The organism is Ohtaekwangia koreensis (genome assembly GCF_900167975.1).
Classification (GTDB): Bacteria; Bacteroidota; Bacteroidia; order Cytophagales; family Cyclobacteriaceae; genus Ohtaekwangia; species Ohtaekwangia koreensis.
Window position 1 is genome coordinate 573,417 of sequence record NZ_FUZU01000004.1, and the last position, 14,061, is coordinate 587,477.

Genomic DNA, 14,061 nt, shown 5'->3' on the forward strand with positions numbered 1-14,061 from the left:
GTTTTAGTGTGGTAAAGGTTGAGATGGGTAAATACTCTATTAAAGAACTTGAAAAGCTATCCGGCATCAAAGCGCACACCATTCGCATTTGGGAAAAGCGCCATAAATTAATTCAACCTTCACGAACGGACACCAACATCCGGTTTTATTCAGACGATGACCTGAAGAAGATCATCAATGTATCGCTCCTGAATAATAACGGCATTAAGATCTCCCGAATTGCAGACATGACGCTGGATGAAATGAACCGAAAGGTTTTGGAGATCAGCGAAATCCGGAATGATTCCAGTGTATATATCGATCAGCTTATTTTGGCGATGATCGATATGGAGGAAGAGATCTTCGAAAAAATTCTCGGTACAATTATACTTCGCCACGGATTCGAAAAGACTATCACTGAAATTATATACCCGTTCCTGGAGAAGATCGGAATTCTCTGGCAGGCGCATAACATTACGCCTGCGCATGAACATTTTATATCGAATCTTATCCGTCAAAAAATTATAGTAGCAATTGATGGCTTGCCCATTCCTGCCAAGACCGCGCGAAAGGTTGTTCTTTTTCTACCGGAAGGTGAGATGCATGAGCTCGGTCTTCTCTTCTATAGTTACCTGATGCGAATGATCGGATATCGCACGTATTACCTCGGACAAAATGTTCCGCATGACGACCTCATCAGCGTTGTAAAAACACATCAGCCTGAAATATTAATTACCTCCGTTACATCTCCCATCGATCCGATCGATCAATACCTGCAAAGGCTCACCAAAGATTTTTCATCCATCCGGATTTTTGCTTCGGGGATGCAGATTGCCCGTTACAAAGGACTCAAAGTCAATAACATTCAGACGTTCTCAACAGCCCTTGAATTGAAGGCATTTATTCAGCCTTGATCATTTTCACTCTACGTTTGAACGCTGAAAAATTTACTTCGCGTAAAATGCCTCTTTTGAAGCAGAATCCAAGGTTTTGATTCATTACCAATATTTTGTTTAACTTTTAGTAATTAATATTAAACATTATTGCCGTTTATATCCTTTTATACTTAAATTTGTTTAACATTTATAAGTAATACATAAACACAATAGAATATGACCGCTACTGAATTTACGCTACAGATTGCCGGTTTAAGAGGCACGCTTCAGACCTTTACCAGGAGGTTTACCAACGACCGCGAAGAATCGCATGACCTTGTTCAGGATACGATGTTGAAGGCCTTGATCTATAAGGATAAGTTCAGACAGGATACTAACCTGAAAGGATGGCTCTTTACGATTATGCGTAACACGTTCATTAATAATTACAGGAGAACGCAACGCGCGCGTACTTCAAATGATACCACAAAGGATCTTTACTTTTTAAATGTTGAAGAGGAGCACACGTTCAATCGCCCACAGGAAAGCATGGAGTTTAAAGAGATCTGGCGTAATGTAAATGATATTAAAGAAGAACTGCTGATACCTTTCAAGATGTATACTTCAGGGTATAAGTATCATGAGATATCAGAGCATTTAAGCATTCCTATCGGCACAGTAAAAAACAGGATCTTTCATGCGCGAAAAGAAATACAAAAAAGATTACAGGGTTATAACTAACTTCCTTCTTTTCTAATCTGTATTTATACATGAGTCATATTGCAGTTATAGGTTCTGGCTTTTCAGGATTGTCGGCAGCGTGCTATTTAGCAAAGGAAGGTTTTGATGTTACCATTTTAGAAAAAAATGATTCAGCCGGTGGTCGTGCGCGTCAATTCAAAGCGAATGGTTTTACATTCGACATGGGGCCAAGCTGGTATTGGATGCCCGATGTTTTTGAAAACTTCTTTGCATACTTTGGCAAGAAAGCTTCCGACTACTATACGTTGCAGCGGCTTGATCCTTCCTATAAAATTGTATATAGTGAAGATGATACACTAAATATACCTGCAGGTGTAGAAGCACTCTGTGAGATGTTTGAAAAACTGGAAGCGGGTAGCGGCAAAAGATTACAGCAGTTTCTCGAAGAAGGAAAATTCAAATACGACATTGGGATAAATGATCTCGTACACAAACCCGGATTGTCAGTAAGCGAGTTCTTCGATTTCAACCTGGTAAAGGGAGCTTTACGGCTTCATGTATTCCAGTCTATATCAACCTATATCCGGAAATTCTTTAAAGAAAAAAAACTTGTTCAACTCCTGGAGTTCCCGGTACTTTTTTTGGGAGCCACTCCGGAAAATACTCCTGCACTTTATAGCTTAATGAACTATGCGGACATGGCATTGGGTACATGGTATCCGCAGGGAGGTATGTATAAAGTGATTGAAGGAATGGTTTCGCTAGCGCGTTCGTTGAACGTTACTTTTGAATTTAGCAGTAACGTAGAGCAAGTCGAAGTAAATTCCACAGAAGCAACAGGTCTTGTTGTTAACGGAACGTTCAGGCCTTTCGATTTTATTATAGCAGGTGCCGACTATCATCATGTTGAGCAACATCTGCTGCCGGCATCGCATCGCAGATATAGTGAAGACTATTGGCAAAAAAGAGTATTGGCACCTTCAAGTCTTATTTTCTATCTGGGCATAAATAAAAAGCTTGACGGGTTGCTGCATCACACTTTATTTTTCGACCAGGATTTCAAACAACATGCAACGGAAATATACGAGCAACCGCAGTGGCCTTCTTCACCGCAATTCTATATTTCGTGTCCATCGAAAACCGATACCACAGTAGCACCGGAAGGCTGCGAAAATATATTTATACTGGTTCCGGTAGCACCCGACTTAAACGATACAGATGCTATTCGTGAAAAATATTTCGATAGTATTATTTCACGGCTCGAGCAACTCACGGGGCAATCTATTCGCGAGCATATTATTTATAAACGAAGCTACGCGCATCGCAATTTTATAGAAGATTATAATGCATTTAAAGGAAATGCATATGGATTAGCAAACACGTTAATGCAAACCGCAAATCTCAAACCTTCCATCATAAACAAAAAGGTACGTAACCTGTTTTATACAGGGCAACTTACTGTACCCGGACCAGGTGTTCCACCTTCTATTATATCCGGGGAAGTAGTGGCGCGAGAACTTATTAAAAGACATAAAGAATTAGTAAATTGAAATTATGAAGGCGCTCTTCGATAAAGTTTCGATCCGTTGTAGCCGCATCACCACCACTGCCTACAGTACCTCTTTTTCACTTGGTATATTTTGCCTGAGCAAAGAACTTCGTGATCCAATTTATTCGGTATACGGCTTTGTGCGTTTTGCAGATGAAATTGTAGACACTTTCCATGACTATGATAAAGCAACGTTGCTCGCGCGCTTTAAAGAAGATACCTATAGGGCCATTCGCGAAAAGATAAGTCTTAATCCAATTCTCAACAGCTTCCAGGCAACGGTCAATCATTTTCAAATTGAAGATGCGTTGATTGATCAGTTTCTCAAAAGCATGGAGATGGATCTCTGCGAAAAAAATTACACTCCTGAAAACTTCAAAGAGTATATTTTAGGCTCTGCTGAAGTTGTTGGCCTGATGTGTCTTCGTGTATTCTGCAATGGGAACGAAGAACAGTATAATAAACTCAAGCCATTCGCCATGAGCCTCGGCTCTGCTTTTCAAAAAATAAATTTCCTGCGCGATCTTAATGCTGATTTTATCGGAATGGGGCGCTCCTATTTTCCGGAAATCGATCTCAGTCATTTCAACGAAGATTGTAAAAGAAAAATTGAAGAAAGCATCGCGGCAGATTTTCATCATGGTTTTCAAGGGATTAAACAGCTTCCACGGCCGGCAAGATTCGGAGTATATGTAGCCTATGTTTACTATCTTGCGCTGTTTAAAAAAATCAGAAATACACCTTCTGAACGCATATTGAAAAATCGTATAAGAATTCGTAACCGTCATAAAGCAAGACTCCTCGCCTATTCTTACGTCAAACATCAACTTAACATGCTCTGATGGAAAAAGTAATTCTGGTAGATGAGCGGGATAATATAGTCGGCACCATGGAAAAACTGGAAGCACATAAAAAAGGATTGCTTCACAGAGCGTTTTCTATTTTGCTTTTTAATTCAAAGGGAGAACTGTTGCTTCAAAAACGCGCAGCTTCAAAATATCATAGCGCAGGGTTGTGGACGAACGCTTGCTGCAGTCATCCGCTTCCGGAGGAGAGCATGGAACATGCTACACGCAGAAAGTTACTGCAGGAGATGGGAATCGATCTGCAACCGGAATACGCTTATAAATTTATATACAAAGCACGGCTCGATAACGACCTTACAGAGCATGAACTGGATCATGTATTCACTGCCGTATTTGACGGAACGCCTGTGATCAACACCGATGAAGTTGAGGCGTGGAAATATATAGACATTGCTTCTTTGAAACAGGACATTGCTGATAATCCTGACCACTATACGTTCTGGTTTAAACTCATTCTCGATCACCCGGAACTGGCATTGCTCCCGGTCTGATTATATATATCATTTTTTCGAAACAAAACCGTGTTACGCTTGTTAAGAATTTAGAAGCGCAATACACGCACGTCTCATTTTAATCAGCAACAGTTGAAATCCTATAATCTCCAGGCCGCACAACAGATCATTGATGAACAGACTACCATCCATTGGTTTCGAAGAGACTTACGTATACAAGATAATGCTGCGCTATACTATGCGCTGAAAGAAAATAAAAAGGTTCTGCCTGTATTTATATTCGATACGGTGATCCTGGAGGCACTTGATGATTGGGCAGATAAACGTGTTGTCTTCATTCATCAATCATTGTTGCATTTACAGGAGCAACTTGAAGAATTCGGCACATCACTTTTAGTCGTACATACCGATCCGGTTCAATTCTATAAATCTGTTCGCCCCCAGGCAGTATACACCAATCATGATTACGAATCGTATGCTCTTACGCGCGATGCAGCGGTGAAGAAAATTCTTGAGGCTAAAGGCGTACACTTCAATACGTACAAAGATCAGGTCATCTTTGAAAAGAGCGAAGTACAAAAAGATAACGAAGAGCCCTATACAGTCTTTACACCCTATAGCAAAAAATGGAAAGCAAAGCTTAACGCATTTTTTCTGAAGAGCTACCCTACCGAAAAATATTTCAAGAACTTTAAAGCTTGTAAATCTATAGCATTGCCATCGTTGAAAGATATTGGATTTAAAGACGTTGATGCTATATTTCCGGAACGCGTTATTAAAACTTCCATCATTGAAAAATACGACAAGCAACGAGACTTCCCCGCGATTCGCGGAACCAGTAGACTAAGTATACATCTTCGCTTTGGTACGGTGAGTATCCGTAAACTTGCACAGGTTGCAAAGAAAAAAAATGAAGTGTGGTTGAATGAACTTATCTGGCGCGATTTCTACGCGATGATCTTATTTCATTTTCCACATGTAGAAGCCAGGTCTTTCCGACCGGCTTACGATCACATTGAGTGGAGAAATGATCCGGAAGAATTCGAAAAATGGTGCGATGGACAAACCGGTTATCCTATTGTAGATGCAGGCATGCGCGAACTGAATGCTACGGGCTTCATGCACAATCGCGTTCGTATGATCGTAGCAAGCTTCCTCACCAAACATTTACTCATTGACTGGCGATGGGGAGAAGCATACTTTGCCAAAAAGCTTTTGGATTATGATCTTGCTTCCAACAACGGTGGCTGGCAATGGGCAGCGGGTTCCGGTTGTGATGCTGCTCCATATTTCAGAGTTTTCAATCCGGCATTGCAAACACAAAAGTTCGATCCGAAAATGGAGTATATAAAAAAATGGGTACCCGAAGTGGGCACAGAAAACTATCCAAAGCCTATCGTAGATCACGTCTTTGCGCGCGATCGTGTTTTAAGTTCTTACCGAAAAGCTTTGAATAAATAGCATGGTATATATACATCATGTCAACAAAAATTCGGAAATATTTGTTAAGAAGTTCAGCGTCAACCAAGGCTATTGAAAATGAAAGTATATCAATTAAAACGGTCACAGGTGTTACCTATCACAATGCAACATGCATGGGAGTTTTTCTCATCACCTAAAAACCTGGCGAAGATCACACCGGAGCGAATGGGATTCGAGATTCTGTCCATTTCCGGTGGCGATAAAATGTATGCAGGACAAATCATAAATTATAAAATAAAGATCCTTCCATTTTATCGTGCCCGCTGGACTACCGAGATCACGCATGTGCAAGAGCCTTTTTATTTTATAGATGAACAACGCTTTGGGCCTTATGCATTGTGGCATCATCAGCATCATTTTAAAGAGGTGCCCGGTGGTGTTGAAGTAACGGACGATGTTCACTACGCAATTCCTTTCGGCTTCCTTGGTCGCCTTGCCAACGCTGTGTTTGTGCAGCGCGAGCTAAATACTATTTTTGAATACCGGAATGCAATACTCCAAAAGTATTTCCCTTCTGGTGATAAAACGATGCTCAAATCAGCTTGATATGAATTGGATTACGATCATCATTTGCGCTCTCATTGCTATCGGAACATTTTTGCTTTGGGAATTTATAGCCTGGTTTACGCATAAGTATGTAATGCATGGTTTTCTGTGGACCTGGCATCGCTCGCATCATACGGTGCATGATGAAGCACTGGAGCGAAACGATTTGTTTGCACTGGTTTTCAGCATTCCTTCGATATTTATTTTCTATTATTTTTCACTGGTATCATATAACCCTTATATGCTCGCAGTAGGGTTAGGTATATTTTTCTACGGAGCATTTTATTTGATCTTTCACGATATCATTGTCCACCAAAGGATTCGGTGGCGCCCTGAGAAGAAAAGCCGGTACCTGCAACGGATGATCCACGCGCACTATATTCACCACAGCAAGCACACCAAAGAAGGCTGTGAAGCATTTGGTTTTTTATATGCTCCAAAAAAGTATGAGCCCAAAAAGTTTTCCTTTAAAAAGGAGCGACAGGAAACGCAATAAAAATTGCGTCAAATATGGGGTATACTTTTGCTTACAAATGCCGCAACCAAGTCTGTTGGGGCCCATCAAAATGATCAATCAGCAATAAAAGTTTAGGGACAGTCTCGTTGTAATAAATTAAAAAATTATATTTAAAGCTGACAGGAATTCACCAGCAGACCTGGATTAATCAAAACGATTGCCCATTCATTGATTCATGGAAAAATATTTATACCTAACCCTCGATGTGCTCTCTCTTGCATTCCCGTTGATGTTCAGCTTTTACCGGAAAGCGCCGTTCTATAAAAAATGGAAATATCTTTTCCCTGCGATCCTGATCACCGCTTCTATATTTATTGTCTGGGATGAGATCTTTACCTACATGGGCGTGTGGGGTTTCAACCCGCGATACCTTACCGGACTATATATAGGGGCCCTACCGATTGAAGAGATCCTGTTCTTTATCTGCATTCCATACGCATGTGTATTCACCTACTTTGCACTCTGTTATTTGATCGAGAAAGATTATCTCTTCCCACACCAGGAACTGATTTCAAGTTTACTGATCCTGCTCCTGCTTGTGATGGGCATGTTCTATTTCGAAAAATTATATACCGGCATCACATTCGTATTGCTGGGACTCCTTCTGGCTTATCAAATGCTGAAACTCAGACCTCGCTATATGGGGCGATTCTATTTTTCGTATGGCTTTATACTGATCCCATTTTTTCTGATCAACGGCATCCTTACCGGTTCGTTTATAGATGAAGAAGTAGTGTGGTATAACAACAACGAAAACCTGGGTATCCGTATTGGAACAATTCCCTTCGAAGATGCTTTCTATGGTATGCTGATGATCCTGATGAATATTGTGATCTTCGAATACTTGCAGGATCGCGAACGATACAAAGCCCTCATGCGATCGTAGTCACAATATATAGCACGCTATGCATCAATCCTTAATTACACGGAACGTTATATTGATGCGGCTTCCCATTATACTACTTTGCTTTGGAACGCTGTGCTCCCAGGCATGCTGCGTTCTGCCCTGCATCAGCAAGAGGCTTCCATGCGTTAACGCCAATGATTGCTTTAAATCTTTATCGGTGTAATGCCGCAGCAAAAATCTCCGCGTTGCTCCAAAGGTAACCGAAGCAATCACGGGGTTTATACCCAACTCTTTTTCATTATCTCTATGCCATCCCATACTATCGCTTTGATCACGGTATAAATTGAGTAAAGCACTGTTGAAAATAACCGGACTTACTGTTTCAATACGCTGTTTAATTTTCAGCAATGCATCTGTCCAATTGGCCGGGCTCATGGTAATGCCGGAGTAGCTATAGTGTTTACCAGGATCGCCATACCAGGCCGTTAACCGCGGCTGCATAACTGTTTTACCGAAGATGCGTATGGGTTCCTGTTTCCAGGGAATCTCGTTCATTAATACATCGAAGTATACATCGCTTTCCTCGCGCGTAAACAGGTTGGGGAAGAAACTTACTTCACCATCCTTGGGCAATATGGCAGAGATGACTTCCATGGTTTTTGATTTATATACACAAAGGTGAAGATGCTATCAGACCATATCAACCCGGATCTTGCGTTTTACAGATATATCTATAGTACGATCATCCACACGAAATAAAAAACGACCCCGGCTTTGAACCAGGGTCGTCTTCAGAATAAAGTATATGTACTATATACTAGGCTGTTACTTCAGCTTTTCCTGATTTTGCTTTTTTGCTTTTCTTGCTTTTACCTTTCAAAGCGCTTTCTACAAATTTCTCAGCTTTCTTTCTTTTCTTTTCTTCACGCTTCAGTATATCTGCATAAACGGAAGCAATTTTTTTGGAATTACGATTCAAAAGCTTTTTCACTTTCTTGCTCGCTTCTGGTAACTCCAGGTGGCCGATGGCTTCACGCATTGAGTCGTTGATAAGGCTTTGCAAAGCCTTCTTGGATGTCTTTGTATTCTCCATAAAGTATATATGTTGAAGCTCTAAATTAACCATCTGTTACCAGAGTATTAACCAGTTAACAAAAACTTAATATTGGCTCAAAAAAACATCGATTTCGCATCAAAAAAGCCGTTTTTCCGGTACGCTTCTCGAAGCATGAAAATAAAACGAGCCTCGTTTTATTCGTAGCGCAGTGAATTTACGGGGTTTGTTGCCGCAGCTTTTATAGATTGATAGCTCACCGTGAGCCATGCTATAAAAATTGCGACCAAGCCACTGCCTATAAATATCCACGGGTTAATGTCTACTCTATACTCAAACCCACTCAGCCAGTTGTTAACAATAAACCACGCTGCTACAGCGGCTGGTATAAATGCAATGATTACCAGTTTTGTAAACTCTTTCGACAAGAGAATCACCAGACCTATAGGAGAAGCACCCAACGCTTTTCGTATACCGATTTCTTTCGTACGCTGTTCTGCTGTAAACGCAGCCAATGCAAACAGACCCAGACAAGCTATAAAGATGGCAAGACCAGAGAATACACTGAACACCTGGCCCATGCGTTGCTCTACACGAAAGAGCTCATCAAAATTCTCATCCAGGAAGTTATAGTCGAACGGCTCATTGGGAGCCTGGGTTTTCCAAAGTTTTCCAATAGAAGCTATAGCATCTTTCGAGTTGCCATCGTACCGTACCATCAATTGGTTCGCATTCTTCGTTAACATTATAGCCAGCGGGCGTACTTTTATTTTAAGCGATTCAAAATTAAAATCTTTATATACACCAATGATCCTGAAACGCTCGGGCGTTCCGTTATCATTGTATAGAACTTCTTCTTCAAGTGGATTGGTATACCCGAATTCTTTTACGGCTGCCTCGTTCAATATTATACCCGAAGAATCCGAAGGGAAATCTTTCGAGAAATAACGTCCTTCTTTCAATTCGAATTTAAGAACATCCATGTGATCATAGTCAGCATAATATAGTCCCATGATATGATCCTGATCGGATGAAGGGGATTTGAACACGGTAGTATTATTCACACCGGGGAAATTATTATTGGTATAGCTAGACTTTACGATGCCTGTTAAGTCGTTGAGTGAATTCTTAAAGCTCTCACGGTTGTTACCGAGGCGACCAGCATTTCGGATAACCACTACGTTGTGTTTATCGATTCCCATGTTGCGTTCCTGCATGAACGTGATCTGCTGGTATACGATCGTTGTAAAAATGATGAGGAATATAGAAAGCGCAAACTGGCAAACCACCAATGTGCTTCTAACGCCTCCACTTTTCATACCTGCTCTTACTTTTCCTTTCAGTACCTCCACAGCATTAAAGGACGTGAGGTAAAATGCCGGGTAACTTCCGGCAATCAATCCGACAAATAATACGAGGGCTATTATACCGGCTATAAAAGCAGGTGTCATAAATATAGTCATATCCAATTGCTTGCCTGAAAGTGTATTGAAGAAAGGTAGCAATATATAGCAGGCACCCAATGCCAGCACAATGGTAATAAGACTATAGATCATAGACTCCGCCAAAAACTGCGCGATCATTTGTCCGCGCAGCGAACCGAGCGTTTTGCGCAGTCCGACTTCTTTGGCTCTACCTGCAGAACGTGCAGTAGACAAGTTCATGAAGTTTATACAAGCTATAATAATGATAAAGCCACCAATGCCGGCAAAGAAGTATACATACGTGATGTTACCGGGAGGTTCTATTGTGTGCTGAGCTTTCGAACGTAAATGTATATCGGTTACTTTCTCTGCAAAATAACCGTAGGCACCACCCTGCTCTTTCATTTGCTTCAGTGATGTACCCATAAAGCGCTCTATTTCAGGGCCAACATATTTCACCACCAGTTCGCTAAACTTTTCTGTAGCTGATTCCAGACTTGCATTCTTGTTCAGCGTGAAATAAGTATACATTCCGTTGTTGAGCCACACGGTACTTTTCAAATGCTCAGCCGAACTTGCCGATACGAGCGCACTAAAGATCACGTGCGAGTTAGTCGGAGCATTGGCCGCTATACCGGTAACTTTATAGGTAGCGCCATCGCTTCCTACGGTTACCAGTTTACCCAACGCAGGTTCATTGCCAAAATATTTCTTCGCGAGGTCCGTTGTGAATACAATGGAGTTTGGTTCTTTCAGCGCAGTTTTGCGCTCACCTTCCAGAAGTTCAAAGCTGAAGAACTCGAAGAAATTGGAATCGGCATAAAAGAGTTTCTCCTCTGTAAATGCTTTTTCATTATACTTCACCGCCGTTAAGCCATAGCCATCCAAGCGGGTTGATTCGTCTATTTCCGGAATTTCAGAAACCAACGCTGCCGATAAAGGTGGACACGTTGTAGAAGTATATATTTCCTGACCTGCAATCTTTCCATGCAAACCAACCTGGTACATGCGGTCTGCCTTTGCATGAAACTTATCGTAGCTAAGTTCATCGGAAACATAGAGGATAATCAGCAAACAGGCGGTGACACCGATTGTCATTCCCAGGATGTTGATCAATGAAAAGAACTTATGCTTCAGGATATTCCGAAGTGCTATTTTAAAATAATTTTTAAGCATGCGCTATAGTTTATACGGGGTAATAGGCTATATATAATTTGTGTTTGACGTCATCGCGGATACAAAGGTTACAGCGACCTGGTTTTTATTCATCACGTAGCGTACTCACCGGATTCATCGATGCAGCACTGAATACTTTATACCCGATCGTAATACCCGATATCACCAGCATAACCACCACGGATACGATAAAGGTAAAAGTAGTCGTGTTCTGATAATAATCCCAGATACTATCCATCAATGCATCTACGAGGTAATATCCAAGCAAACATCCGAGCACAGAGGCAATCATCAAAATGACTATGAACTCGGTGTTGATGATGCGGGTTATATTTCCAATAGAAGCACCCAGTACCTTGCGAACACCGATCTCCTTCATCTTGCGAATAATGTTCAACGACACAAGCGTAAACAAACCTGTAGCAGAGAGTGTCATGGCTACGATGCCCAGAAAGACAAACATCTTTACTATATTATCATTCACTGTAAAGGCTTCCTTCATTTCTTCGTGTAGGTATCGCCCATTGTAAAGCCGGTTCGGAAAGATTTGCTTCCATTCTTTTTCCATAAAGGCATATACCTCCGTAAGCTTGTTAACCGGTGTGTTGACGATCACATGTGTGTATTGAGCCGGCTCAGTATAGCGGAGCATCATCGGTTCCATTTCGGCCCACAGCCCTACGGTATATACATCTTTTACAACGCCTACTACATATAGCTTTACAGTATCATGCCAGAGTATTTCCTTGCCAAGAGGCTTGTCCCATTTAAAGGTGTCAGCCATTTTCTTGGTAATGATAATTGATTCCTTGCGATCGGTTTCCGATTCCTTTTTAAAGTCACGGCCCTCAATCAGCGTAAGTCCCATCGTGCTCAGATAATCATCGCCAACGTCAATGATATCGACTTCAACCTGTTTCGATTCAAACTTCACCGGATCTTTATACCGCGATGAAAATATACTATGCTTCGATCCGGCTACAGCCTGAATATCTTTATTCTGAACAAGGGCATTGCGATACGTTTCATATTCGTTTCCATTTTCTACATAGGCAATGATCACACCCTCTTCGTTGAAGCCCAGGTCGAATTCGCGTTGATATTTTGAGTTCTCATAAAAGGCTATAGAACATACAATCGCCAATAGAGATATAGCATATTGCAGGCAAAGGAGCACACGGGTAAACATATTTGTGCCCCCTAATTTTAATTTACCTTTCAAGATTCCTACCGGTTCGAAACCGCTGATATAGAATGCAGGGTAACTGCCGGCTATAATACCTGTAAACACCAGTATACCGATCAGGAAGAACAGGAAGCCTGGGTCATCTATATAGTGTGAGGTGAGTTTCATTTCTTCCCATAAGGCGTTCCAGGAGGAAAGCAATACTTCTCCTAAAACAAGTCCAATGACAAGGGAGAGAAAACATATAAACATGGTTTCGCCAATGAATTGGAAGATCAGCTGGCTGCGCATACTTCCCATTACTTTACGAATGCCAATCTCTTTTAATCTCCGTGAAGATATAGCGATCGATGTATTCGTCATGTTGAAGCAGGCGATCAGCAATATCAGAACGGCCATGATGGTTGGTGCATGTACTGCAGCGCGTGAGTTGGCATCCCAGGTTTCATTCCAGGTATCGTTAATCTCATCTCGTTGTGCCATCCCTACAAATGGATCGAGTACATATTCTTTCACGATAAAATCTTCGCGCACTTTATTGTTATTCTCGCGATAGCCTTGCAGTTGTTTATGAATAACATCCAACCTGTCCGGATTATTTACCATCACGAAAAGCGAAGTCCAGTGCTTCCACTCATCTTCTTTTACATCTTTGGCATCATCAAAGTAATTATCATAATGCATGTACGACTGGAAGCGAAAGCTCGAACCTTGTGGTTGTTTCTTAAATATACCCCCTACCGTTAATTCCTTTACATCAGCGCCCAATACCTGTGTTACCTGCTTGCCTACGACATCAATGCTTCCAAATAGTTTACGGGCGAGTTCATCGCTTAGAAATACTTTTGATTTGTCTTTCAGATCGGCAGGATTGCCATCGATAAACTCAAAGGTGAACATGTCGAAGAAGTCAGGATCAACATACGCGACTCCTCCCGGAAATAAGTTATCTTCTACTTTATAGTTGGACCACGAGCGATTGAGTCGTGTCACCTTCTCAGCATCCGGTATATTCTGCCTGATAGCAGCTCCCATGGGCAAGGAGGTATAGCCGTATAGTTTTGTATTGTTTTCAAACTCACGCACCTGACTTACGCGGTAAATCTTGTCGGAATTTAAATGATGCGTGTTAAAGCTCGCGTCAAACTCCCAGTTAAAGTAAGCAACGATACAACAGCCAATGCCGATGGCCATTCCGAATACATTAATGAAGATGAAGAGTTTATTCTTCATCATGCTGCGCAAAGTGATGAGAAGGTAGTTTTTTATCATGGGGTTTTGGAGTCGAATTGATGTTAAGACTACACACGATAGTCTAAGGTTGCATGGAAGTGGCCAATAAATATGCCATTGCAAAAAAGTGCGTTTTCAGTACGTTCCGGACAGTATACTATTCGGAACTGTAC

General features: G+C 41.4%; 13 protein-coding genes. 9 read left to right on the forward strand and 4 right to left on the reverse strand.

Annotated elements, in window-relative coordinates; translation table 11 throughout:
* The first annotated feature begins 23 nt into the window (after positions 1-23).
* From B5Y40_RS25715 to B5Y40_RS25755, 9 genes are all read left to right on the forward strand, one after another.
* Positions 24-893, forward strand: a complete 870-nt coding sequence (locus B5Y40_RS25715) for a MerR family transcriptional regulator (RefSeq protein ID WP_079689727.1) — start codon at positions 24-26, stop codon at positions 891-893.
* 198 nt (positions 894-1,091) lie between these two features.
* A complete protein-coding gene (locus tag B5Y40_RS25720; protein WP_079689728.1) occupies positions 1,092-1,595 on the forward strand; it encodes an RNA polymerase sigma factor in 504 nt (167 codons plus the stop codon).
* A gap of 17 nt (positions 1,596-1,612) precedes the next feature.
* Positions 1,613-3,106 carry a phytoene desaturase family protein gene (locus B5Y40_RS25725; protein WP_317043578.1) on the forward strand — a complete coding sequence of 498 codons (1,494 nt, stop codon included), beginning with the start codon at positions 1,613-1,615 and terminating at the stop codon, positions 3,104-3,106.
* 4 nt (positions 3,107-3,110) lie between these two features.
* Positions 3,111-3,947, forward strand: a complete 837-nt coding sequence (locus B5Y40_RS25730; RefSeq protein ID WP_079689730.1) for a phytoene/squalene synthase family protein — start codon at positions 3,111-3,113, stop codon at positions 3,945-3,947.
* The gene (idi, locus tag B5Y40_RS25735; protein WP_079689731.1) at positions 3,947-4,462 is read left to right on the forward strand and encodes an isopentenyl-diphosphate Delta-isomerase; all 516 of its coding nucleotides are present in this window, start codon (positions 3,947-3,949) and stop codon (positions 4,460-4,462) included. Before B5Y40_RS25730 ends, idi begins: the two co-directional genes overlap by 1 nt.
* Before the next feature lie 93 nt (positions 4,463-4,555).
* Positions 4,556-5,884 (forward strand): cryptochrome/photolyase family protein, encoded by a 1,329-nt coding sequence (locus tag B5Y40_RS25740; protein ID WP_245840790.1) that lies wholly within the window; start codon positions 4,556-4,558, stop codon positions 5,882-5,884.
* Positions 5,885-5,992: 108 nt separating this feature from the next.
* Positions 5,993-6,451 carry an SRPBCC family protein gene (locus B5Y40_RS25745; RefSeq protein ID WP_245840793.1) on the forward strand — a complete coding sequence of 153 codons (459 nt, stop codon included), beginning with the start codon at positions 5,993-5,995 and terminating at the stop codon, positions 6,449-6,451.
* Between the two features lies 1 nt (position 6,452).
* The gene (locus B5Y40_RS25750) at positions 6,453-6,947 is read left to right on the forward strand and encodes a sterol desaturase family protein (RefSeq protein WP_079689733.1); all 495 of its coding nucleotides are present in this window, start codon (positions 6,453-6,455) and stop codon (positions 6,945-6,947) included.
* 196 nt (positions 6,948-7,143) lie between these two features.
* Positions 7,144-7,854 carry a lycopene cyclase domain-containing protein gene (locus tag B5Y40_RS25755; protein WP_079689734.1) on the forward strand — a complete coding sequence of 237 codons (711 nt, stop codon included), beginning with the start codon at positions 7,144-7,146 and terminating at the stop codon, positions 7,852-7,854.
* A 24-nt stretch (positions 7,855-7,878) separates the two neighbouring features.
* Here the strand turns inward: B5Y40_RS25755 and B5Y40_RS25760 are convergent, their stop codons facing one another.
* The 4 genes from B5Y40_RS25760 to B5Y40_RS25775 all read right to left on the reverse strand — a co-directional run bounded on the left by B5Y40_RS25760 (position 7,879) and on the right by B5Y40_RS25775 (position 13,927).
* Complete coding sequence (locus B5Y40_RS25760) at positions 7,879-8,469, reverse strand: alpha-ketoglutarate-dependent dioxygenase AlkB family protein (RefSeq protein WP_079689735.1); 591 nt, start codon at positions 8,467-8,469, stop codon at positions 7,879-7,881.
* A 163-nt stretch (positions 8,470-8,632) separates the two neighbouring features.
* Positions 8,633-8,908, reverse strand: coding sequence for a hypothetical protein (locus B5Y40_RS25765; RefSeq protein WP_143785943.1), 276 nt, complete (start codon positions 8,906-8,908; stop codon positions 8,633-8,635).
* Positions 8,909-9,066: 158 nt separating this feature from the next.
* Positions 9,067-11,469 carry an ABC transporter permease gene (locus B5Y40_RS25770; RefSeq protein ID WP_079689737.1) on the reverse strand — a complete coding sequence of 801 codons (2,403 nt, stop codon included), beginning with the start codon at positions 11,467-11,469 and terminating at the stop codon, positions 9,067-9,069.
* An 85-nt stretch (positions 11,470-11,554) separates the two neighbouring features.
* Positions 11,555-13,927 carry an ABC transporter permease gene (locus B5Y40_RS25775; RefSeq protein ID WP_079689738.1) on the reverse strand — a complete coding sequence of 791 codons (2,373 nt, stop codon included), beginning with the start codon at positions 13,925-13,927 and terminating at the stop codon, positions 11,555-11,557.
* Between the last annotated feature and the right edge of the window lie 134 nt (positions 13,928-14,061).

Excerpts from the sequence above, each read along its gene's own strand:
- B5Y40_RS25715 (WP_079689727.1), top strand. The coding sequence starts at position 24 with ATGGGTAAATACTCTATTAAAGAACTTGAAAAGCTATCCGGCATCAAA.
- B5Y40_RS25720 (WP_079689728.1), top strand. The coding sequence starts at position 1,092 with ATGACCGCTACTGAATTTACGCTACAGATTGCCGGTTTAAGAGGCACG.
- B5Y40_RS25730 (WP_079689730.1), top strand. The coding sequence starts at position 3,111 with ATGAAGGCGCTCTTCGATAAAGTTTCGATCCGTTGTAGCCGCATCACC.
- idi (WP_079689731.1), top strand. The coding sequence starts at position 3,947 with ATGGAAAAAGTAATTCTGGTAGATGAGCGGGATAATATAGTCGGCACC.
- B5Y40_RS25750 (WP_079689733.1), top strand. The coding sequence starts at position 6,453 with ATGAATTGGATTACGATCATCATTTGCGCTCTCATTGCTATCGGAACA.
- B5Y40_RS25755 (WP_079689734.1), top strand. The coding sequence starts at position 7,144 with ATGGAAAAATATTTATACCTAACCCTCGATGTGCTCTCTCTTGCATTC.
- B5Y40_RS25760 (WP_079689735.1), bottom strand. The coding sequence starts at position 8,469 with ATGGAAGTCATCTCTGCCATATTGCCCAAGGATGGTGAAGTAAGTTTC.
- B5Y40_RS25765 (WP_143785943.1), bottom strand. The coding sequence starts at position 8,908 with ATGGAGAATACAAAGACATCCAAGAAGGCTTTGCAAAGCCTTATCAAC.
- B5Y40_RS25770 (WP_079689737.1), bottom strand. The coding sequence starts at position 11,469 with ATGCTTAAAAATTATTTTAAAATAGCACTTCGGAATATCCTGAAGCAT.
- B5Y40_RS25775 (WP_079689738.1), bottom strand. The coding sequence starts at position 13,927 with ATGATAAAAAACTACCTTCTCATCACTTTGCGCAGCATGATGAAGAAT.